The organism is Methanolobus mangrovi, from assembly GCF_031312535.1.
GTDB classification, from domain to species: domain Archaea; phylum Halobacteriota; class Methanosarcinia; order Methanosarcinales; family Methanosarcinaceae; genus Methanolobus; species Methanolobus mangrovi.
The window spans coordinates 231,992-255,033 of record NZ_CP133594.1; the positions used below are offsets into that span (position 1 = coordinate 231,992).

Consider the following 23,042-nt stretch of genomic DNA (forward strand, 5'->3'; position numbering starts at 1 on the left):
CTGTTTGGTTGTTTTTTTACGGGTGAAATGTTTATCAGGTTCTAAGTTAAAACAACTATAAAGGTGTTTTTAATATGCATGTAATTTGACTAGTTCTCACAGGGTCATCTTTATAAGTGTGCGAAACATCGACATACTTGACGATACATAGTCATCAATTTGTAGTAAACTCATTAAAGGTGTTTTATGATGCGATCAAATTTAGAAAATCCGAAAAGACTGATATCTTCCGTTGAAATATTAAAAGCTCATGTGGAAGATCTGCCTGTTCGGAACCTTGATACTGATTGGATAAAGGGAAATAAAGTAGACCTTAACTTATTGATGAAAGACCGGCACCCAAGGATTTGATTCGGGTATGTTTCCTGGATGTTGAATGGTTATTAATTTGGAATGTCACAATCAACATGTTTTTTTGAGAGTACAATCCTTATATAAATTCCTTGTATATACAGGTACATTCAGTCTTATTATTTTCGAGATCAATTATTATTAACTCTAATTTTGGATATATACTTTGTAACTGTGGACTTTTTGTCATATATGTGTTATTATTGCCAAACTAATTAAAAATAAATCAATTCTGTCGATATATAGAAACACTTATCTACTAATAATGCAGTTGTACTGTTGTGTACCATCAACCACACGCTTGTCGTGTAGTTAGTACCACCCTATCCAACCCCCAAACGAGGCATCCTTTCCAGGATGTCTCAAAACCTATTCACTATATTTTATAGCAGAATGTTGATGGTGCATTCCTCTCTCTTCATAGTTTCATTATTATGCCACTGCTTACGATTCTGTTTTAACTTTTAATCAGTTTATTAATGGGTAAAATCCTTATATAGAAAAACATGTTATTAAGGCTCAAATTAAAACAACTAATACAGAGTTTTTTTATTATCATAATTAAACATAAGGAGTGTTTGTCATAAAAAACATCTTTGAAAAACTGGGTGTCTTCATTGAAGACAATACGATACCTATCCTGCTAATCACGTTTCTTCTCGTGATTATTTCATTTCAGGGTGCCCAGTACATAGGGATGGCATCAGGGACTGATACTTTTGTAGATAAGAACTCTCAATTGTACCAGAATTATGATCATCTTTACCAGAATCTCTTTGGCACCGAATCAATTGTAATAATGATTGAAGGCACTGATGTAACAAATCCTGAACTTCTCAAGGCAATGGACAGAGCATACGAGTCCACAGTCAATATTCCCGGAGTAATTCAAGTCAATTCCCCATCATCTATAATCAAAGATGCTAATTATGAGATGACTGGGCGGAGTGAAATCCCGGATGATGGAGAAGTGATCGATGAAATTATCAGTTCATCAGTTCCAGCATATTATCTTCCTGATGAAACTCATGCTATTATGTCTGTAGTCGTTGAAGCAACTACCTCAGATGATACGAAGGAGGAAATACTCAGGGAAACCAGAACATCTGTTGAAATGGCAGATTTCCCTGGGGATTATAATGTAATTGTGACGGGAGATCCTGCTTTTATGGTCGAAATGAATGAAGCAATGAATTCCAGCATGGGTACATTGCTCATGATCTCAATTCTCCTCATGGTAGTAGTGCTATATCTTGTCTTCAAACATGTAAGGTGGAGACTTCTTCCGCTTCCAATAGTCATACTTGGTATTATTTTCACTTTTGGAGCCATGGGTTATCTGGACATCCCAATGACGATGGTTTCCATGTCTGCCTTCCCGGTACTTATTGGACTTGGCATCGATTACGCTATTCAGTTCCATAATCGTATTGAAGAAGAACTGGAGCATGGTACCAGTGATGAACAGGCAGTAATTAACACCATCAAGCATACCGGTCCTGCAGTTCTGATCGCACTGATAATAACTGCACTTGGTTTCTTCTCATTGTTTACATCAACTGTTCCAATGATACAGGATTTCGGAAAACTTCTGATGATCGGTATCGTGATGTGTTTCTTAGCCTCATTGTTTGTAGGGGTTACAGTACTATACGGCTTCCATAAAATTTCAGAGAAAAATATACTCTCTAAAATAGGGCTGAAAAAGCAATCTTCTAAGAAAAAAGTATCTGTAATGGAACAATCTGAACATGAACCGGATTTCCTTGAAAAGGCGCTTAAAGGCATATCTGGTTTTTCGATGAAGCATTCAGTACTGGTTATAGCAATTGCAGGTTCCCTTTGTGTTGGTGGACTTTATGCAGATACTCTGGTCTCTATTCAGACCGATACACAAACCTTTGTACCCCAGGATCTTCCTGCATTGATCGATCTTACACACATGGGCGAAATATTGGGTGGAGAAGATCAATTAAACCTGATAATAAAGACTGATGACAACACAGATCCGGAACTACTTGAATGGATAGATGAGTTCTCACAGCATGAAGTAGGGGGAAGGAGTCATATTTACGGCTCAAATAGCATTATTGATCTTATAAAGGCCCAGAACGGTGGAGAAATCCCTGAGAGTTCAGCAGAGGTTGCAGCGTTGTATGAACAGATACCTGACGCTCAAAAGGAACGTTATCTTAACGGAAATTCCATACTTCTGGTCAACCTTGAGATTGGCAATGCAATGAGTGAGCTTGGACTGATGGGTATCGGAGACCTCTCAGATATAGTGGAAGACGATATCCTCTGGATGGCACCTCCTCCGGGAGCAGAAGTAACCATAACCGGAAACTCTGTTGTTTTTGTAGAGGTTATAGGTGCTTTGACATCCGGCAGAACCATGATGACATTACTGGGAATCATATTGGTTTTTGCAGGTCTGCTTGTGATATACCGTGATCTGTTGAAGGCTTTAACTCCGGTGATAACCATGATAATGGTAGTTGGCTGGTCTGGAGGTCTCATGTATTACACAGGTCTGGAATATACCCCCATGACCGCAACCCTTGGTGCGCTTATCCTGGGTGTTGGTTCAGAATATGCAATCCTTATGATGGAGCGCTATTTCGAAGAAAAGGATAAAGGTGCAGATCCCGAACAGGCAATGGAAGAAGCAAGTGTGAAGATTGGAAAAGCCATCGTCACATCTGGTGCAACCACTGTGTTTGGTTTTTCTGCATTGATAGCATCACCATTCAGTATTACCAGCAATTTTGGCCTGATAACAGTTATAGACGTATTCCTGGCTCTGCTGGCTACGTTTGTGATCTTCCCTCCCGTAATTGTCACACTTGACAAATTCAAGGAAAAAAGAAGAGCACATGCAGCGATCAGCCGCAAATCCAAACTCATTGATACACGTGAATCAAATACCATTCCGGAGGTCATAACCACATGAATGGCACATCCAATAAAGTTGACAAATCAAAACTATACTTTATCCCCTTACTGGTATGTATCCTTCTTGCAGCCACCTTTGTGCTGATGCCTTCGGCAACTGCAAAGGAATACATATCCCCTACCTATGAATATACGAACAATTACTACAAGGCTTACGGAGAACCTGACATATACGCATCAGTTCTTGGAGACACAGAATTCGAACGCGGTGAAACTGCCCAGATAAGGGTCATGTTATCCAACAAGGGTGTATTGTATGGTTTCAAACCAGGCACCAGCATAGATACTTCAGAGGGTGTTCATCAATTATCTCTCACAGAGCTACAGTATGAAACTCAGAGAACATCAGCATATGGGATAAAGGCACATCTTGTGTCCTCGACTGATCTGATAGAGATTGATGCAGCAACGAATAGTAAAACACTGGATGAACTGCTTGCCGGTGAATTATCAGAGGATCCTTTTGTCTTTACGGTTACTATTTCAGAGAATGCTCCCGCAGGAACATATCTTCTTGAAATGCCAATGAATTATGAATATCCGGAAGATGTAAGGATGACAGCCGGTGAATCTATCATACTTGGAATGCCTGATCAGGATCATGCAACTTATTATGAGACCGTTGAACAAACGATCCAGATCCCTGTCATTGTAGTGCCTGAAGCTAAATTTGAAGTCAGCAGTGTTTCAGGAAATATTACTGCAGGTAGCACTAACACTCTCAATATAACCTATACCAACATCGGTGAACTTCCTGCAGAAGATGCAGTTGCAAGGTTGATAATGATGCAACCATTGAGCACTGACCGCCCTATACAATCACTTGGTACGATGCAACCCGGTGAGAGCAGAACCATATCATTTGATATTACTTCTGATTTCCAGGCTGTTGAGAAAAGCTACGGTATTGACAGTGAGATCAAATATACAGACGTAGACGGTGAAGATGCGTTCTCAGAGAATATGAAAGTCGATGTCTTCCTAAAACAGCCTGAAGGAAAAGTCAATGTAACCGGTCTTGCTATTGCAGGACTTGTAATTATGGGAATAGTACTGGTAATCAAAAATATCAGAAAAAACGGATCGAAGAAATCAAATAAATAAGAGAGGGATGCTTATGAAAACAATTAATGCTAAAAAGATAATTCCGGCATCAATTATTCTAATTATGCTGCTTGCACTTCCTGTGCACGCTGAAATGACAGTAACTAGTATGGAACTTCCTGAATATTTCAACTTTGATGATAACTATTATACAGTTTACGGAGGGCCGGATGTAAGCGCAACACTTGTAGGCGACAATGAATTTTATCGTGGGGATGAGGTAACTCTCAATCTCAACTTGATGAACAAAGGTGTTGTAACTGGTTTTAAATCAGAGGATGAAGCTGATGATTCATCAGACCTTGAGCAGAAAATACAGCAAACAGAAATGGGTTATGAAGCTCAGAGGACAACAGCCATTGGAATCGTTGCTATTCTTGTATCAGAAGACCCAAATATCAGGGTAAAGTCAGGACCACAGGAAGCAGGTACTCTTGCCTCTGGTGAGCAGGTAGAGGATCCGGTCATGTTTAACATCGAAGTATCCAAGAATGCTCCTGCTGGTGAATATCCTCTCAACCTGCAATTATACTATGGATACCAGGAGAATGTCCAGATAGATGGTGACGATGAAACTGACCTCGGTATCACTAACATGGAAGTCGGACTCTGGTATGCTGTTGGCCAACAGATGCAGGACATCTCAATCATTGTGAGTGAAGAGGCTGATTTCGAAGTTGTAAACGTTACCGGTGAACTTGAAGCTGGTTCAGAGGGACTTTTGCATGTTATTTACAAAAATACAGGTGAAGAAGCTGTGAAGGATGCCACGGTCAGAATAAGTTCCAATGATCCATTCAGCACAACAGATGACCAGTCTTTCCTTGGTTCAATCGCACCAGGTGAAACTGCAGAGGCAGTATTCAAACTGAAAGTTGATGAAACAGCAGTACCAAAGGTCTATGCCATCAATAGTGAGATCAAATACGAGGATACTGATGGACACAGCCGGATATCGGACACTATTAAGATACAGACAGAAACTCTTCCTGCCGGTTCTTCTGGCTCAGGTATGGGTATGTACGTTGGAATTTTAGTAGTTCTGATAGTCCTTGGGGCTGTTTTTGTAGGTGCAAAGAAATACATGGGTAAAAAAGAAGGAGATAACTGATCTCCTTTTTTCCTTCTTTCTTTATTTGTTTTTTCTTCTAATCAGGGGTTGATTTTATTACAATGCTCTTAACATCTCTCCAGAAACTTGGTTTTACATCATATGAAGCAAAGGTCTTTGTGGCTCTTGTGAAGAATGAAAGTGCCACAGTATCAACCCTGCATCTTGATTCCGGGGTTCCGAATTCAGCTATATATGGTGCACTCAAAAAACTGGAACAGAAAGGCATCATTGAATTCCAGAACACAAAACCAATGCGTTACAGGTGTATTCTTCCAGAGGATGCCATACTGAAACTCAAACGTGATTATGGGGATGAATGTGACAATGTTCTTGACCAGTTGAACAGAATATATGGTGAATGTTCAACTAACAAGAGTGAAGAACTTATGTGGACCATCAATGGTATCAGGAATGTTACGGATCGGGTCATGCAGATGTTTGAAGGTGCTCAAAAAGAGATCATCATACTTAGTTCCTCAACGCCATTCTATAAGCTTGCTGACAGGTACAAATCCCTCAAAAAAGACTACACTACAATGATTGGTATTTTGAACAAAAAGACAACTGATGAAGGTGTCAGTCTGAAACTTATAAGTTCTTGTGAGGAAGAAGCCCGAAAATTATCTAATATTGTTCCTCTTGCATCCGTTCGGATAAATTCCATGGAGAAGAATCCACTATACTTGAAAAGTTTTGTTGTTGTTGTAGATAATTCAGAGATGCTTGTGGATATCTTAAAAGATGACGATGGTGAGGCCGACCTGACTGCCATATGGACAAATGGAAAAGAATTCTCTTCTACAATGTCACATCTGCTCAATGCCAAATGGGAAACTTCCACAGAATACCATCCTCTATGAGGTGCATTATCTTGAAGAATAACTTTATTTCAGGTTCCTTTCGCATCTTACAGTTTGCTATTTTTCTTGGATTGATCATACTTCCGGCTTCTGCAGCAGACAGCGTAGTCTTTTTCCCCTCGGCTGCAGAAGTATCCACACATACCGGTGAATCAATCAGCTTTTCCACATCTTCTGTCAACTCATCAGATGTAACCTGGTTGCTTGATGGTGTGATGGTGCAAAAAGACCTTTCATGTACATCTTCAGTATATCTCGTTTCTAAGAATGAGGCTGAAGCTTACAATCTGACAGTCATTGTTGATGATGGGACTAACGTTTTAACCAACGAATGGTTTCTGGAAGTAATTCCTGATTTTGATGTAACATTCTCGCCTGATTCAGAGTTTATAACTTCAAGGCTTGACCGTGAGCCGGAATTCTCTGTGAATGTAAGTGAAGGGTCAGATATTCTCTGGTACCTGGATGATGAATTGATCAATACTTACGCCAATGAAAATGATTCAAGCTACATACCATCTGTTTCCGAAACAGAGAATTATAGTATCAAAGTCCATATTTCCAACGACAATGGCAGTGTATGGAATCAATGGTATTGGACAGCCACAGCAACTCCTTCACAGATAATATCGGGCAGTAGCAGTGGTGGAACTTCTTCAGGTTCAGTGTTCTCAGCTGAAGATTACAGCAATGTCAAAGCTAAATATGTCAGCATGCAGGTAGTCAATAAGGGTGCAGTTACAAAATTTTCATTCCCTGACGAGAAAAACCCATTTGATTATCTTGAGTTTAAGTCAACTGTGAATTCCGGCTATGTTAAGACTACTCTGGAAGTCCTGAATAACAGGTCATCATCTGTGTCAAAGAACCCTGATAATGCTGTCTATTGCTATTCTAACATAATTCTCAGCAATACTGTTCTGGAAAGCAAAATGGATGATACTCGTATTATCTTCCATGTAGATAAGGGATGGATAGATGAGAACAGGATTGATGTTGATTCTATACGGCTGAACCTGTACAGTAACTCTGACTGGAAATCATTCCCTGTCAAAGTGGTAAATGAAAACGATGGTAATGTTTCTTTTGTTTCGACAACAAGCGGATTTGGTAATTTCGCTATAACCGGAAAAGCCAATGAAACACTTGAAGATGACATCGTTGTTGTGGATATGGGGGGCAGCACCATGTCAGATCCTTCTGGCAGGAAATCGGATGATTCGGGAAATAGAAACAATTCTAACTCTGAAAATGAAGATGTTCTAGGATCAGTCCTGAGATCCATGAAGGAACTATTTATAAAAAGAAACCCTGTAAATAATTAAAATTTGATTGCAGGTATAAACATGGCATTAACTACAAATTCCAAAGTATGGAGCATAATGTTCCTTGTTTTTGTATTTTTAAGTGTTTTTTTCTTCATACTTTTCCATTTTGAAGACCTGTTCATTGTTCTTATCATAGGCTCCATACTTGTCCTGGTAACTGACAGGACTTTTATGATATTCAATAAACGCTTTGGGGACAAATCGTTATGGGCCAGAAGGATATATGCGATCATACTTCTGTCCATTGTTGTTTTTCTCTTCTCCATATTCATGCTGAGCCAGCTGTCTGATATGAACTCGCTGGTAAGTTCGCAGGAAGATTATGAATCAGGTATAACGAATCTTTTTTCCACGTATGGTGATTTGTTTGCTCCTCAAAATAGGAATTTGGATGGAGCTCCAAATGGTAGTGCAGGGCCAATACTTTCCGGTGAGGACATGAGATCGATTGGAGATTATATATTCAGTTTCTTCTCTTCCATTATATCCAGATTATCTTATTTCCTTTTCACTGGTCTACTGATAATACCTATGATGTTCCGTCTTTATTTTTCAAAGAAGAATGTGATAGTCAATGATCTTATCGGATTCTTTCCTCTGAAGTATCAGGACTGTGTGGATTCATCTATTTATGATATTGGAAGAAGGCTTGGTGATTTCTTCTCTGCCAAGATACTCGAAAGTGTTATTGTCGGTGTGATATGCTGTATCGGTTTCTATCTTGCAGGTATCAACGGATGGTTTTTCCTGGGTGCTCTTGCAGGCCTGCTTAACATTGTGCCATATATAGGTCCGGTAGTTGGTGCCATTCCGGCAGTGATAGTTGGTTTTATTGTCAGTCCTACCACTGCATTGTTTGCAGTCATTACTGTCATCATCGCCCAGCTTGTGGATAATCTCTATCTGATTCCTTATATGATATCGGGAAAAGTTGCTGTAAATCCTTTACTCAGTATCCTGCTTACCCTTATCTTTGCTGATATGCTGGGCGCTCTGGGGATGATACTTGCCATTCCTATATACATTGTTTACAAGGTAGTATTAACTGAGTTTTATCATGAACTGTTGAAGATATATCCTGATGAGTAAGATTCCCAAATTTACAGATATTTCCTCCATTTCCAATCATCTTTATTTCTAATTACATGTTAACAACGTTAACATTTTGCTTCGCTGTATATCGATTTTATTGAATTGATGGTAAGGTTGATATAACAGTTGTGCATAATATATGCACATCCGAAAAAACACATCTTTTTCTAATAGGAGATTAAACGATGAACAACGAAGAAATTCAGAGATTAGGTAAAGAGCTCAGAGACGTCCTTAATATCAGTACTTCCCCAGTTGCAGTCCATCTGGTAAAGGCAGATGAAGAGATTCCTGAAGGTATACCACATATAGGTGAAACCACAAGGCACTGCCAGATGGTAGACAACTCAAGGAGACTTGGTACCCAGTTCTATTCTTTACTTGATGACCAGATGTGTAAAGGTGGAGCTGCTGTTATGGGTCTGACTGAAATGAGTCCAAAACTCAAGTCCGGTGAAGTTTATTATAATTTGAACCACTTTGCTTCCCTTGAAGCTGCAAAGTCAACTATGGAGAAGGTTCCTATGGTGGGGGCAAATTCTATAAAGGCTATTGTCTATTCCCCTCTTGAGAAAGCTACATTCAAACCTGATGTTATCCTTGTTATTGCCAAACCGAAGCAGGTCATGGAACTTTCACAGGCTCTTCTCCAAAAGAATGGTGGACGTGTGAATGCAGGATTTGCAGGTAAGCAGAGTGTATGTGCAGACGGTGTTGCCTATCCATACCTTACCGGCGAAGCAGGAGTGACCATTGGTTGCAGTGGAAGCAGGAAATATACTGAGATACAGGATGAGGAAATGATAATGAGTGTTCCTGTAGACATGTTACCTGCTCTTGTAGAGTCTGCAAAATCAATGTTCGGCAGCTACGCCTGTTAAGTAGTTCATATATAATTCAGTACTTTAAGGGTACTGAATTCTTTACTTTTCATAGATTTAAAAGTCAATTCGCCACAATTAATAATTATGCATATTGCATAATATTTGAAAGAAACAAAAGTTCAGGATGCTTTGTAATATTTGTCATTTGCATCTTCTGATTCGATTATACTTTTTGCTGATATCAATTTATCAATAATTGGTTTAAGAGTTTGTTCATCTATTCCAAGTGATGCAGATATTTGCTTAAAGGTGCAGGGTCTTCTTAGTATGAGGTCATAGACCTCTTCTTCTGTATTTTCATGTTTCATTCTTGAACGTTTTCTTTTCAGGCCCTTAAGTACCAGTTTGACACGCTCTTTTCCAAAAACTTCATCAAATCTGGATGCAATTTCCTTCAGCCTTTTTTCTGATACAGAAATGATATAGTTCTCTGCCGGTGGTCTGCTAACAGTGAGTATTTCTATTTCATCGGGATTGATTTCCATGAGGACTTCTATCAGTCTGCCAATCTCTTTGTCTGTGCAATTAATAGGGAAATCTATCGTGGAATCAACAAGCATTACTTCAATTCCAAGCTTTGGACGTTTTTCCATGTTCATTATAGCCTGCAGTCCGGTGATGATATTCTCAAGTTCAATACCTTCAGCAGGCCGGTTGATTGCCTTGAATGTTTCTTCATAACCTGATACAAGCGTTGCTACGACCATATCTGCTCCAGCAATATTAGTGCGCACATCTTCTTTATCAACAAGTGAAGAATTTGTAATCACACAAACTGGATGTTTGCTGACATCTTTGACACCTTTTATCATTTTTCCAAGGTCAGAGTTTAATGTGGGTTCGCAGGTTCCTGAAAAGGTAATGTAGTCAAGATCGTCAATGTTCCTGTGGTATGACCTGATGCCTTCAATGACTTCTTTGGCTGAAACTGCTCCTTTTACATCTTTTGGATCTGCAATTTTGTAATCCACATGCCCAAGCTGGCAATAGACACAATCGAAGTTGCAATTCTTTTTAGTTTCGGAATTTTTGATTACGTCAATACCAAGTGATCTTCCAAGTCTTCTTGAAAGGATTGGCCCATAGATGATTCTTGTTTTCATGTAGTAGGTCCTGATTTGTAACTATTTGCTAATCTTTTAGATTTCTATGGAATATCCGGCAGATATCTTCTGGAACTTTTCAGGATACATTTTTCTGATTACATCCTTATGTGATGTACAATGCCCTGCTCCAATGAATTGCATATCTTTGAATACTCCATACTCCTGGCTATCATGTAGTCCACCAAGGACACCGGTGATATTGCCAAAAGAAGATGCTTTATCGATTATCAATAGCATACCCGGATGAGCACAACCTGTAAGGACATAATTCCCTGGTTCACATTCAAGTACCAGAGACTGTTCTTTAATGCCAGTTCCGGGTTTTTCCAATTCACCGGTTGTGTACACATGTTCGCATATTTTCTCAGGAGAGCCTATGCCATAGAGTTTTTTACTTATCCTTGATGTGATCTCTTTTTTAAGACGGGGAGAAAAACTTGATGGAACATATACATTGATATCCGGATTTCTGTTCAGAAATGTGGTCACACCACCGATATGGTCCCAGTGCTGGTGTGAAAGGACAAGAATATCTATAGATTCCGGGTCAATTGATAATCTGTTCATGTTTTCAAGAAGCACATGTCCATCCCATCCGGTATCAAAAAGTATGTTATGGTCTTCTGTCTCTATCAAACAGGCAAATCCCCAGCCACTTTGCAGGCCTTCCTTCGCTTCGTTGTCATAAATCACGGTAAGTTTCATAATATGACTCCTAAATCAATCTGTGATTCCAAAATTCTTCTTTAGATAGTAACCTGAGTAGATGGCTCCTGCAGGATTATGTGCAAGTACGCGGTCCTTGACTATCAGGGTAGTTACCGGAGCCACAGAATGCTGGGTGAATAAAATATCATGGCCGATGCACAGGCCTATTATTATGTTTAGCTGAGTACCTTTCTTTTCCAGCATCATAGCCTGGCCTATTGGGTTACAGGTTGGATCAAAGGTATCAGGATGGAGTTTTTCCAGTTCATAATCCTCCTTGTCTATGCTGGAGACCTTACAACATACGGAAAAGACATCAAAGTCATTTTCAAGTATTTTATGGATAACTTTTGCTTCCTTTTCCAATCCTACACAAAAAGCAAGTCCCAGTTTATTATAACCCAGCTCTTTTGCATAGAGGATTATCTCTTCGAGCCTTGTTTTTTGCATATAGTACCGGGCTTCGATCGCAGCGGATGTTTTCATTGATTCAAGTTCATTTCCTTCATAATTGATGTCATCAGTTATACCTGCACAGTCCTTGCCTTCCCGGCACATTTTATCATCACAATGAGCACATTCCATTCAGAACCACCATATCAATTCAAAGGTCAGTTGTCTATATTTGTATATTGCCTCATATGAGATAAAATAAACCTGCGAAATTACTAAATATGTATGGTTTAAGGAAAAAGTATTCTATAGAAAGCTATACAGATCAATATCTTCAGATTAAAATCTGCGATAAGATCAACGTTGAGATACGCACTGTAAATATTTTCGACATATCCCTGTTATTGAAGATGAAGAATTGCTACAGGATTAAAAAATAGAAAATAGAAATGCTTTATTTACATAAAGCATAGTTTTTTCAGCCTGGAATAGATCGCTATCCTTAGTTATTGTGATCTTATTCCGTAGTTGTTCCGTCGAAGTCCGCTTCATTGGCTTCAGCTTCTTCCTTCGTGGCGCGCACGATTCCATCTTTGTGGTGTGCCGGTGAATAGATAGTATAGAGTTTAAGTTCCTCCGTTTCCGAAGTGTTGATGATGTTGTGCTGCGCGCCTGCTGGTACTACCACTGCAACCCCATCACCCAGTTCATATTCATTGCCGTCAATTATGCACTTTCCCTGTCCACTCTCAAAACGGAAGAACTGATCATTTTCCTCATGCACTTCCATCCCGATATCTTCCATGGGCCTTAGGCTCATAAGTACCAGTTGGCTGTGCTTTGAGGTGTAGAGAACTTTACGAAAATTATTGTTTTCTAAAGTGGCATCTTCGATATTGATAGAGAATCCTTTCATACCACTTAATATGGGTTATTTGCATATAAAATCATTTGCAATAATATTTGCTTTAAACTAAATAATTACCTTAAATAATTAAATCAAAATAATTGTTAATTATTTATCTGTGTTTTTATACTTCTGTAAGTGTAGAGCAGAGGGACCAATTCAGGTTTTATCAGATGAGCTTGAAAAATCTATGTAGTTGATTTTAATATGTTTTTTACAGGGATGAAAAAATCTGAAGGTCATTTTTGTCTCGCTTTTTGCATCGGGCCTTCATGGATTTTCTCAAGAGCTTCTATCATTTTCTCAAGGTTTTCATAAGGGATGCCTGCTATCATTTCATCATTCCTGATGTCTGTTGATCTACGACATCCGAAGCATCCTAGACTCATGTTCACGTTTCCTGAGACAATTGGAATTATCGTGGAATCCACACATGTGGCCTGGAAGGCTGCTGTGCTGAAAGCCTGCCGTCCTCCTTCAAAGAAGGTTGCTGCAGGGACAAGCCAGTAAAGAGTTTCTGGAACATCAACAAGTATGACTACATCAGGTTCAATATCAAAGTCTTTCAAAGGACCAACAACCGTGGCAATAGTGCTTCCCTCTTCAAATTCAGAGCGCTGGTTTATCATATTTGCAGCAGCATCACTACAGTCGAACATACCTATATTCGCATGGAACTCTCCTTCTTTAACTTTGGGTGGTATTGGTACCAGTCCAAGACTTGAAGCACCGACGACACATGCATGTTTACTGGCAGGAATTACAAAAGATTCTCCTTTCCTTGCCCTCATTATTGACTGGCAGTGTCTTATATTGGTTTCAGGTTCCTTAAACCCGTCCGGAATTTTTTCTCCTTTCCTTATAATCTTCACTGCAACTGGCTCATATCTGAGTTCAAGCATCTTAACGAGTTTCTCTGATATCTCTGCATTGTTCATGTTTCCAACTCCCTGAAAATCCATACTCAATAATATTTTAGTACGTCATTTATCTTACTGGTTTCGATACTTTTGTGAATAATACTAAAACCTTACAGTATATTGTGAGCAGATATGATCGATAAACCAGAAGAATTAACCGTGAAATTAAAAAATAAAAACTAGAAAAAGCAGTATTAATTATCGCCAGTACATTTTTGTTGCACTGAAAAAAAGAGTACTGTGTCAATGACACAGCTTAAAGGACTTCCTGTGCTCTCTTGAAGATGAGCTCTGCAATGAGCTTGTCGCTTCCAAGAGGCTTTGCGTAGACGATCCTGACCTTCTGACCATCGAGTTCGAGTTCACCTTCGTTTGTCTCAGGGTCCAGTTTGAGGATTGCAGGGATGTCTTCTGTGATGTGGATGCCTGATGCAAGGAATACTGGTGCTGCAGCGATGGTTGTGACACCTGTACCTTCAAAGGACATGAGTGCCTCTTCTACGGTAGGTTCGCTGTTCTCCATGAATCCTGCTTTCACAACATATTCAGGGTGGTTCTCTGCAATCATGTTAGCGATCTCTGTAACTACCTGGTTGTTGTATGGTAATCTGCTGCCGTGTCCAATAGCTAAAATTCCGATTTTTTCACTCATAATGTAACCTTCTTTGTAAAATATAGTATTATTCTTAATAGTATTTGTGTTACTTAACGGGGGTAGTAGGGTGGTTATGGGATATAATGTTTTTTGTTTGCTATGCATTTGTAACGGTGTGATAACTCATTCAGTCTGAATCCTTCCTTCCCCAGCATAAACATACAAATTCTTCCCTCTCACAAAAGCCACCAGCGCAATCCCTGCCTTCTCTGCCAGTTCCACAGCCTCACGCACAGTGGCACCCTTGCTTGCAACAAGGGGGATGCCTGCGTTCACAGCTTTAGATACCATGGTGGATGCCAGTCTGCCAGTAGTTACAAGGGCGCATTCTGAAAGGTCAGTACCATTCAGCAGAGCTTTGCCAACAACCTTGTCCACGGAGCATGCTCTTCCCACATCCTCGCAGAAAAAGAGTACTTCTCCCTGATTGTCGCAAATGATGGATGTGTGCGCTCCTCCGGTCCTGTGCCATATCCTTCCTACTTCTTTTAACTGGCCTACTGCACGAATAATGGCACCGGTAGTAAATTTAGCATCAGAATTAATGTGTTTGATAACATCCTTGCGATATGATGTTGTTCCGCATCGTTCAAGATGTATTAATTCTTCCAGTTCAGGAATGTTAATTTCAATTTCGCAAAAAATGCATCTATCTTCTATCCTGATCGAATCAACCTTTGTATCAGGTTCTATGAATCCCTCGCAGACGAGAAATCCAAGCGCAAGCTCTTCAAGTTCCATCGGGCTTGCAAAAAAAGTAGTTATATGAACGTTATTCACGAAAAGGTCAAACCTTTCCTCAACAATAACGTCCACATTGATGTGTTGTTTACTGTTCTCAGTGATTTCCAGGCACTTCATAGGGACGTAAAAGGGAGAGGAAATATCTTCCTCATCCTTTCGAAAGACCTCAGTCTTTCTGTTCCTTTCTGAGTACCATTTCTCACTCATGCTTCCTTTTTGGCCTTTACCTTTGCAAAGAGCTGTTTAAGGGTGTCCTCATTGCTCTTTGTTTCAGGGAATGGTGAGTCTGTGAATGGCTCGAAGTATACAGGCACATTGTCGAGCCTGTAGAACGTACCGTCACATTCCATAGCATCAATTACACCAGGCAGAACCACGTCTGCTGCAGTAGTAGATGGACATGGTGCAATATCCAGGCAGATCATTGGTATGTCTGCAAGGTACTTTGCACTCTGTGCAGGAATGTGGTCCATCAGGTCTGCTGACATGACAAATGCAGCGTCGACGTCCTTCTCCCTGAGCAGGTCTACACAGGTTGTCTCTCCAGGGTTGTACCTTGGGTATCCCTTTGTAAAGTCAAGTCCGAATGGGTAACCGTAAAGGTAGGATGCAAGCTGGTTGAATCCTGCTACATTACAGTGGCCTCTAAGAGCACCGATGTTACACTTGGTGTAATTGTTCATCTCTTTGACGAAGTTCAGTGCGATCTCAATGTTCCTGTGCTTACCGTATGAGGATGAGACACCAAGACCTACGTATATAGCGACGAAGTTTGATTCCTTCATCATTTCAACGGTCTGCTTCATTACTGAAATTGGAATTCCTGTAACTTCCTCGACGGATGGGTGTGGTTCCTTTCCGTTAAGGATTGTGAACATAGCACTAAGGAGCTCGTAGTCAGAGTTTGGGTTAAGCTGAAGGTGCATGTCTGATGCAGCGGTTGTAGGGGTTTCCCTTGGGTCCACTGTGACCATGGTCCTGTCAAAGCGTCCTCTCTTGGTCCAGTATCCTCTTGGGAAGACACCATACCTTGACATGTGTCTTGGCATGGATTCCAGTGCGTTGACACCCCAGTATACGATCATGTCAGCTCTGTTCTTTGCCTGACCGGCGGTAGCTCCTACCATACCGGATTCCTGAATACCCATGACAGTTGGTCCGTGGCAGATAGTTGCGTTTGAGTCTGCCATTCCACCAAGGTATTCGGCAATGTGAAGTCCTACTTCCTGAGCTTCACAGGATGTTTCGCTTCCAAGGAAGAAGAATGGCTTCTTTGAATTTACAAGGATGTCTGCTGCCATCTCCAGTGCTTCGTCCCAGCTTACGTCCTTTACCTTACCATTCTCTCTGATGGTTGGTTTAAGGATCCTGTGATGACTTACAACTTCCTGGAATTTGGCGTTACCCATCTTGCATGCATTCTGGACATCTATTGTACCGTTCTTGACATCCAGATCTACCTGAACGTCATCACATGAACCTCCGCAAACCGGACAGATAATGTTCTTGTAGACCATTTTATTCGCCTCCCATGTACATCTTCAGGACAACTTCCTCGGCGCTGAGGATCTCGTCGTCTGTAGGTTCAACAAAAACAGGGCTTCCCTTGTAACGTGGTGAACCGGTTGAGAATGTGTCAGGCTCAACAACTACATTTGCCCAGATGGACCTTGGTATGAATACCTGACCGGATCTCATTGCTTCAGTCACTTTTGTGCTAACTGCAACTGAGTATTTTCTATCTCTTGATATGACTGCCACTTTTTCAGGGCATCCAAGATATGCGAAGTCTTCTGCACACATCCAGCAGACCGCACATTCCTTTGTGTAATCGTCGGTGTACTTGCTTCCACCTTTTGCAAGTCTACCTTCATCGATTGTACTACCTGTATTGAGTAATGCTTCCATGAATATCACCTCACAGACACTCGTTGTTGTCACAGGATACATATAGTGTACCTTTTCCCTTCTGTGGGATGGCATAGTCGCCTGTGAACTTCTTGTATTCTCCGGGGCACTCGATGTCGTTGAACTTGAGGTCAGACTCAATGTCTACAAGCTCAAATCCAGGGGTGAATCTCTCAATACATCCACCTACAACAATGGTACCGCCGGTCATTTCTGCTCCAACGGTTCTGACAGCGTTTCCTTTTACAACGATAAGTCCAGAGCTAATGCGGATTCCGCAGAAGTGTTTGACATTACCGTTAATAATTATCTCTCCGCCACTAAGGCCGCCGCCAACCTGGCTTACAGCATCTCCATCAACGGTGATGCGCCCGCCGGTCATGCCTTTCCAGCTACCGCGGTATGCACAGCCAACGTGGTCCTTTGTGTTTCCTTTAATATGGATGGAGCCGCCTTTCATTTCCATTCCGGCCCATGATTCAGCGTCACCTTCTACGATGATCTCTCCGCCTTCCATTCCAGAGCCTACATGCATTCCTGCAGAGCCTTTGATAAGGATTTTACCGGCTGTCATCTGTTGTCCGATACGCTTTACTCTTGGAACGTCTCCATCTACTATGATGGTAGTATCTTCTGCTGAGCTTCCACCGTTTCCTTCAACTGTAAAGAAATCAGTGAGTGGGTACTCTGCAGGTCCCTGCCACACGAGTACTTTTCCAATCTCATCGGCAGTTTTTCCGGCAAAGTTGTCAGGTGTGACAACCTCTGCCTCTACGGTAAGGTCGAAATTTCCTATTGGTTTAAGAATTACGTCTGCCATTAAAATCACTTCTCCGCATTGACCTGGATCGGTGTTGGGTTTGCCAGGTACTTTTCTGGTGTTGGATATCTGTCAAAACCAATTGTGTAGTACTTGAACCACTTCTTTACATCTGCAAGCATACTCTTCTCATCGTCTGCATCTACTGCAATGTCAGTGTAGAATGTGTTCTTCTCAGGAATTGCAACGATCTCACCCATCTGGGATACGACCTCTCCTGCCTTGATGGTGTATGCAGCGTTCTCAAAGCCTCTTATGATGCTCTCATAATCGTTGACCTCAAGCTTCTTTGGATCGATATTGTAGATAGCAACGTCACCGTCTGCACCGACGCCAAGGGTACCTTTCCTGTATGACATTCCAATTGTCCTTGCAGGGTTTGCACGGGTAAGAATGGCAATTTCGTTAAGTGTCATTTCCCTTGTTTCTCCGCCCAGGCCGGTTCTGTCCTGTGCCCACTTGTGACATTCGGCGAATGTGTCCTCTCTTGCCTTGTTGGACATAAGCCATGCAATGACCTGTGGGTATTTTGTAAATGGTCCACCGTTCGGGCTGTCGGTTGTCATGATGCTCTTCCATGCGTCCTTGACGTAGAGAAGTACTTCAAGACCCATTGCCCACTGTGAACTGTGTATAGGGTTGCTCTTCAGGTATTCGAATGGAAGTACACCTGATCCACATTCACACTCTACATCTGTGTTTGACCATTTGTGGCCGGTAAGTACGTAGAGGTCGTGGATTGCAGGACCGTCACCGGTCATAACTGTTGCGTCACCGAAAGGCACACAGCCACTGTCCATTACAACGTGGTCGTTGCTGTTGACGTAGTCAGTGATTCCTTTTACACCGGACTCGAAGTCTCTCCATGATGTACCACCGAAAGCATTGAACTGGCAGTGTGTGAGGTAAACTGACTCATGCCTCTTTGCATTTCTCTTAGTCTCTGCCCATTCAACATCTGTGTTTGGCTTTGCCTTGACACTCTTTGGTATTTTGAGTGAGTCCCTTGTAATTTCCCAGCATCCAGGGTGACCAAGGTTGTTTGCGTGCAGGTGCACAGGCATTGGGATTCCAAGCTTTTCGTTCAGTTCAGACAGGCTCTTTATCATATCTTCAGGTGTGACCTCGAAGTGAATGTTTGCCTGGTCAAGAGCTCCAACGTTCTCTCCCCATCCCCAGTTCTCTACTCCACCAGGGTTGACACATTTTATACCATAGGTCTTGTGTGTCTTCATCATCCATGAGATGTATGCTGCTGCCTTATCGACATCTCCTTCCTTGAGATATCTCATGAGGAACCAGTTGTTACCCAGTACAAGGTATCCGCCCATGTCCAGCATAGGGGTTGAACGCATTTCCTCGTGTGTGTGGCGTGCTTCCATTGGTGGGACAGCTGCCTCGAAAACAGTTGTGTATCCCATCTTGGAGTACTCGTATCCTCCAAGGTAAACTGAAGGTACAGTGTATCCTGTTCCGGAATGTGTGAGTGGTGTTCTCTTCTGGTAATGCTTGTAGTGGTCCTCTGGTCTCATCATCCTACCAGTATTGACCTTTGCTCCTGCTACGTGGGAGTGTGAGTCAACACCACCGGGCATAACGGTCTTGCCCTTTGCATCAATTTCCTTTACATCTTTCATGTCTGCGCTGGAAAGTTGAGTTACGACTTTTCCGTCTTTGATGAAGATGTCCATGATTTCCCCGTCAATCTCATTGAGGGGGTCGTAAACGTAACCGTTCTTGATTGCAATAGTTCCTGCCATAATTATTCCTCCCTTGTCTCAAGTACGATGGCACTTACCGGGCAGATCATAGCACATGCACCGTCTGAACCACAGAGATCCTGGTTAACGACCTTTGCTACGCCATTCCTTACTTCAAGGACCTTTTTGGCATCGACTTCGTTAAGGTATCCTGCTCCAACGTTATCGTCGGTTGCGTTTACAGGACAAACAATAACACAGTTTCCACAACCAAGGCATGCATCTTCATCGATGACAAGTGTGGAGGTAAGTGTAGGTCTCTTCATTTCAGCATTGAGAAGTTTCTTCTCAAGAAGCGCTTTCTTGTCAACTTCAGGAATAATGGCTGTTTTTGTAACAGTAATTGCTTCGACAGGACAGGCCATGTCACATGCACCACAATAGATACATGCATCAGCACGCTGTGCAATCTTGTCAACCCTTTCTCCTTTTTCCCAGTCAGGGTTGAAAAGTGCATTACATGGGCATGTGTCTACGCATGTGCGACAGGCAGTACAGGTGTTCTCGTCCCTGAACCATGTTCCTTCAAATGGTTTTTCAACGCTGATAGCTTCAGCAGGACAGACAGCTTCACACCATCCACAGTGTATGCAACATTCGGTGTCGATCTTTGTCTCGCCGTCAACACTTGCGGTTCCATCGTTTGCAAGCCACTGTTTTACTTCGATGCATCCCTGCGGGCAGATCTGCTCGCAAAGTCCACAGTGAACACAGTTGTCATTGACAGTTGTGTCTTTAAGTGCAACGCTTATGTAACTATTGTCATTTACAGACTCTCCGGCCTGTTCCAGTTCAAGTGCACCTGTTGGGCATGTCTTAGCACAGATTCCACATACAATGCAGAGTTCTGTCTGGTTCTCGAGGAAATCTTTGTCTATAAGTCCTCTTGCAACGGCTCCTACTGAACCGAGAACTAATGAACCCTTAGGACATGCCATAACGCACGTTCCGCAACCGATACACTTCTCTGATGTGTATAACAGTTGCTTGTCGTCTTTTACTCCAAACACTACTTCGTTCATCTGATCTTCTCCGTAATCCTGCCTATGAATGCAAATGCTTCCAGGTAGATGTCCTGTAAATGATATACAGCAGTTCTGCAAATTTATCGCAGATATTGATACTGATGTCTGCTAAAGAACATTTATCAATCGAGCATTTTAATGTGTTTGCGGGCATGAATACGCCTTTTTCAACAAACTTATCCTTTCAGGCAAAAAGCCATTCTGGTTAGCCTGCTTACAATCTTGACTCTAATGATCGTGTCACTATACTTAAATGATCTCCGAATCCGATGGACCGGAGAATTGTAATTATAGTGACACGTATTTGTTATAAAAGTATCGTTTGTACCTGTTGTTGTTTGCAGTCTACAGATAAGTGTGTGTTTTCTCTGTATGATACGAATAAAATATTATTATTGACGGTAGGGTATTCGGTGACTTTATATACCACTAATCATCCCCATATTATATGGGATATGTAATTGGGTCTTAAATCAATCATGTAGCTTTATTTGATACTATCAATTTTTGACCAAATTTTAATGTTTGCATGGAGATGGGAATATGCCTTTGATGAGCATAATAGGTTGCACAGAATTCGAAAAGGAAATCGTGGAATTATTAGCAGAAGATAAGATGATCGATCACCTGCTTGTTGTGAATGGGTCCAAATCTTTAGGACTTATATCTTCTCTCAAAAAAATGGGTTTAGTCCCGGATGTACTTTCTCCGGAAAGAATACCCAGTGGTTTGAAGAAAAGTAAAGGGTTCAATGTGCTTGTAACTCTACAGGATGTTAATGTATATCAGTCGCCAAAGCACATGAAAAGAGAGATTTACGAAAAAATAAAGTTCTATGGTTTAGTTTCCAATGGTATCCTTATAATCCATAGTTCATGTGGAAGTATGTTTGATAACGCACTTTTGGATTTTTCTAATAGTCGTTTTCTCCTTGAACTGTTATCTTCAGAAAATGAGGATAATATCGGGGATAAAACTGGTGAAGGCTTTTCAGACAACAAAGATATCCATACTGAAATTATAGAACAATATAGAAGCAGCTATAATAAACTTAAGGAACAGATACTTTCATAACGGTCATATTCTAGAGTAGGATTTCTGTTTTCTCTTTTTTGAACATTATTCTTTAATAGTATATAGTACTGGTATGGAGAAATACAGTGGTTCACTTAGAATAAGTGATACACTCTTGTCAATCTATAAAACGTTACAGGGATATCGGAATGGTCTTAAATGGAAGTGCCTATGCACTTGGTGCTGGTACGGTTATCAACGCAATAGCCACATGGAAAGGTGCGGCTTTTGGTATCGATCTCAAAACATTTGCAGATGTAAAACTATCAGATGATATGTCCGGTATAACTGGTGTTATCGAAGGCATGCCGGATGCTGACACAAAACTTATTGAAAATTCGGTATCTTATGTACTTGAGCATTTTGGCATCGATATGGGTGGCACTGTAACAACAAGATCGGAGGTTCCCCTGGCAAGCGGTCTTAAAAGTAGCAGTGCTGCAGCAAATGCATCTGTTCTTGCAACCCTTGCTGCCATAGGTGAAGAACTCGATCCCTTTGAAGCAGTTAAAATAGGTGTAAGGGCCGCCCTCGATGCAAAAGTGACCATCACCGGGGCCCTGGATGATGCATGTGCTTCATTTTATGGTGGCTTTGTTGTAACTGACAACAGGGAAATGAAGCTACTAAAAAGAACAGAACATGAATATGACGTATTGATATTTGCACCGGATGAAAAGTCATTCAGTTCCAATACCAATGTTTCACGTTCCAGAATGATTGCTCCGTGGGTGGATATTGCATATGATCTATCCCTGAAAGGCGACTTCGAAAAAGCCATGACACTGAATGGATTCCTGTATTGCAGTGCACTTGGTTTTGATACCGAGTTCCTTATGCGTGCACTGGAAATTGGTGTCAAAGGTGTCTCTCTTTCAGGCACCGGCCCATCTTATGTGGCACTTGTCACAGGGGACCAGGCAGGTGAGCTGGAAGATGCATGGAACGACTGTGGTACCAGCGGAACCATGATAAGGACTAACATAAATAATAAGGGTGCAAGTAATATCTTAGTCTAAGTTTAAATTAGCGGGGAATACATGTCCACTATCAAAGAAGTACGTGAAGAAATAGAACAGATTGATAGCGAGATCATACAGCTTATCCATAAAAGGGTTGGTATGGCTGCAAAGGTGCTCGAAGCTAAGAAAAAAGAAGGGATAAACATCAATGACCCTTCACAGAACACCGTGGTTCAGGACCGCGCAGCAGATGCTGCAGTAGAATTGAACCTTGATGCTTCTGCTGTAAAAGAGATATTCAATATATTGATACGCATGAATATAGAGCGTCAACAAGAGTTAAGGGGCGAAGGAAATCTTCCTTAGGAGAAT

22 protein-coding genes are annotated in these 23,042 nt (G+C 41.3%); 10 read left to right on the top strand and 12 right to left on the bottom strand.

The genetic code is table 11. From position 1 onward, the window contains the following. The first annotated feature begins 925 nt into the window (after positions 1-925). The 7 genes from RE476_RS01230 to RE476_RS01260 all read left to right on the top strand — a co-directional run bounded on the left by RE476_RS01230 (position 926) and on the right by RE476_RS01260 (position 9,685). A complete protein-coding gene (locus RE476_RS01230) occupies positions 926-3,304 on the top strand; it encodes an RND family transporter (RefSeq protein WP_309308426.1) in 2,379 nt (792 codons plus the stop codon). Then, the gene (locus tag RE476_RS01235; protein WP_309308428.1) at positions 3,301-4,410 is read left to right on the top strand and encodes a COG1361 S-layer family protein; all 1,110 of its coding nucleotides are present in this window, start codon (positions 3,301-3,303) and stop codon (positions 4,408-4,410) included. The genes RE476_RS01230 and RE476_RS01235 overlap by 4 nt, the downstream gene beginning before the upstream one ends. A 13-nt stretch (positions 4,411-4,423) precedes the next feature. Beyond that, entirely contained in the window at positions 4,424-5,521 is a 1,098-nt protein-coding gene (locus tag RE476_RS01240; RefSeq protein ID WP_309308430.1) for a COG1361 S-layer family protein, read from the top strand. A 62-nt stretch (positions 5,522-5,583) separates the two neighbouring features. After that, positions 5,584-6,384 carry a TrmB family transcriptional regulator gene (locus RE476_RS01245; RefSeq protein ID WP_309308432.1) on the top strand — a complete coding sequence of 267 codons (801 nt, stop codon included), beginning with the start codon at positions 5,584-5,586 and terminating at the stop codon, positions 6,382-6,384. 11 nt (positions 6,385-6,395) lie between these two features. Next, on the top strand, positions 6,396-7,709 hold the full coding sequence (locus RE476_RS01250) for a PGF-pre-PGF domain-containing protein (protein ID WP_309308434.1): 1,314 nt from the start codon (positions 6,396-6,398) through the stop codon (positions 7,707-7,709). A gap of 21 nt (positions 7,710-7,730) precedes the next feature. Then, the gene (locus RE476_RS01255; protein WP_309308436.1) at positions 7,731-8,801 is read left to right on the top strand and encodes an AI-2E family transporter; all 1,071 of its coding nucleotides are present in this window, start codon (positions 7,731-7,733) and stop codon (positions 8,799-8,801) included. Positions 8,802-8,989: 188 nt separating this feature from the next. Further along, the gene (locus tag RE476_RS01260; RefSeq protein WP_309308438.1) at positions 8,990-9,685 is read left to right on the top strand and encodes a DUF169 domain-containing protein; all 696 of its coding nucleotides are present in this window, start codon (positions 8,990-8,992) and stop codon (positions 9,683-9,685) included. A 122-nt stretch (positions 9,686-9,807) separates the two neighbouring features. Here the strand turns inward: RE476_RS01260 and RE476_RS01265 are convergent, their stop codons facing one another. The 12 genes from RE476_RS01265 to RE476_RS01320 form a co-directional block, all read right to left on the bottom strand. Continuing rightward, a complete protein-coding gene (locus tag RE476_RS01265; RefSeq protein WP_309308440.1) occupies positions 9,808-10,791 on the bottom strand; it encodes a radical SAM protein in 984 nt (327 codons plus the stop codon). A 36-nt stretch (positions 10,792-10,827) separates the two neighbouring features. After that, a complete protein-coding gene (locus tag RE476_RS01270) occupies positions 10,828-11,499 on the bottom strand; it encodes an MBL fold metallo-hydrolase (RefSeq protein WP_309308442.1) in 672 nt (223 codons plus the stop codon). A gap of 15 nt (positions 11,500-11,514) precedes the next feature. Next, on the bottom strand, positions 11,515-12,087 hold the full coding sequence (locus RE476_RS01275; RefSeq protein WP_309308444.1) for a DUF1847 domain-containing protein: 573 nt from the start codon (positions 12,085-12,087) through the stop codon (positions 11,515-11,517). Between the two features lie 325 nt (positions 12,088-12,412). Further along, complete coding sequence (locus RE476_RS01280; protein ID WP_309308447.1) at positions 12,413-12,811, bottom strand: cupin domain-containing protein; 399 nt, start codon at positions 12,809-12,811, stop codon at positions 12,413-12,415. 230 nt (positions 12,812-13,041) lie between these two features. Next, complete coding sequence (locus tag RE476_RS01285; RefSeq protein WP_309308449.1) at positions 13,042-13,764, bottom strand: DUF169 domain-containing protein; 723 nt, start codon at positions 13,762-13,764, stop codon at positions 13,042-13,044. 214 nt (positions 13,765-13,978) lie between these two features. Then, positions 13,979-14,374 carry a sirohydrochlorin nickelochelatase gene (gene cfbA / locus RE476_RS01290; protein ID WP_309308450.1) on the bottom strand — a complete coding sequence of 132 codons (396 nt, stop codon included), beginning with the start codon at positions 14,372-14,374 and terminating at the stop codon, positions 13,979-13,981. Positions 14,375-14,500: 126 nt separating this feature from the next. Continuing rightward, positions 14,501-15,328, bottom strand: coding sequence for a formate dehydrogenase accessory sulfurtransferase FdhD (gene fdhD, locus RE476_RS01295; protein ID WP_309308451.1), 828 nt, complete (start codon positions 15,326-15,328; stop codon positions 14,501-14,503). Then, positions 15,325-16,638, bottom strand: coding sequence for a formylmethanofuran dehydrogenase subunit B (locus RE476_RS01300; protein ID WP_309308452.1), 1,314 nt, complete (start codon positions 16,636-16,638; stop codon positions 15,325-15,327). Before RE476_RS01300 ends, fdhD begins: the two co-directional genes overlap by 4 nt. 1 nt (position 16,639) lies before the next feature. Continuing rightward, complete coding sequence (locus tag RE476_RS01305; RefSeq protein ID WP_309308453.1) at positions 16,640-17,029, bottom strand: molybdopterin dinucleotide binding domain-containing protein; 390 nt, start codon at positions 17,027-17,029, stop codon at positions 16,640-16,642. A gap of 10 nt (positions 17,030-17,039) precedes the next feature. Further along, positions 17,040-17,849: a formylmethanofuran dehydrogenase subunit C gene (locus RE476_RS01310; RefSeq protein WP_309308454.1), complete on the bottom strand. Its 810-nt coding sequence runs from the start codon at positions 17,847-17,849 to the stop codon at positions 17,040-17,042. A 5-nt stretch (positions 17,850-17,854) separates the two neighbouring features. Then, a complete protein-coding gene (locus RE476_RS01315; protein WP_309308455.1) occupies positions 17,855-19,609 on the bottom strand; it encodes a formylmethanofuran dehydrogenase subunit A in 1,755 nt (584 codons plus the stop codon). A gap of 2 nt (positions 19,610-19,611) precedes the next feature. After that, positions 19,612-20,631 carry a 4Fe-4S binding protein gene (locus RE476_RS01320; protein ID WP_309308456.1) on the bottom strand — a complete coding sequence of 340 codons (1,020 nt, stop codon included), beginning with the start codon at positions 20,629-20,631 and terminating at the stop codon, positions 19,612-19,614. Between the two features lie 546 nt (positions 20,632-21,177). Here RE476_RS01320 and RE476_RS01325 point away from each other — a divergent pair. From RE476_RS01325 to RE476_RS01335, 3 genes are all read left to right on the top strand, one after another. Continuing rightward, complete coding sequence (locus tag RE476_RS01325) at positions 21,178-21,708, top strand: hypothetical protein (RefSeq protein WP_309308457.1); 531 nt, start codon at positions 21,178-21,180, stop codon at positions 21,706-21,708. A gap of 149 nt (positions 21,709-21,857) precedes the next feature. Beyond that, positions 21,858-22,727 (top strand): shikimate kinase, encoded by an 870-nt coding sequence (locus tag RE476_RS01330; RefSeq protein WP_309308458.1) that lies wholly within the window; start codon positions 21,858-21,860, stop codon positions 22,725-22,727. Between the two features lie 21 nt (positions 22,728-22,748). Next, positions 22,749-23,036, top strand: a complete 288-nt coding sequence (locus RE476_RS01335; RefSeq protein ID WP_309308459.1) for a chorismate mutase — start codon at positions 22,749-22,751, stop codon at positions 23,034-23,036. The last annotated feature ends 6 nt before the right edge of the window (positions 23,037-23,042 follow it).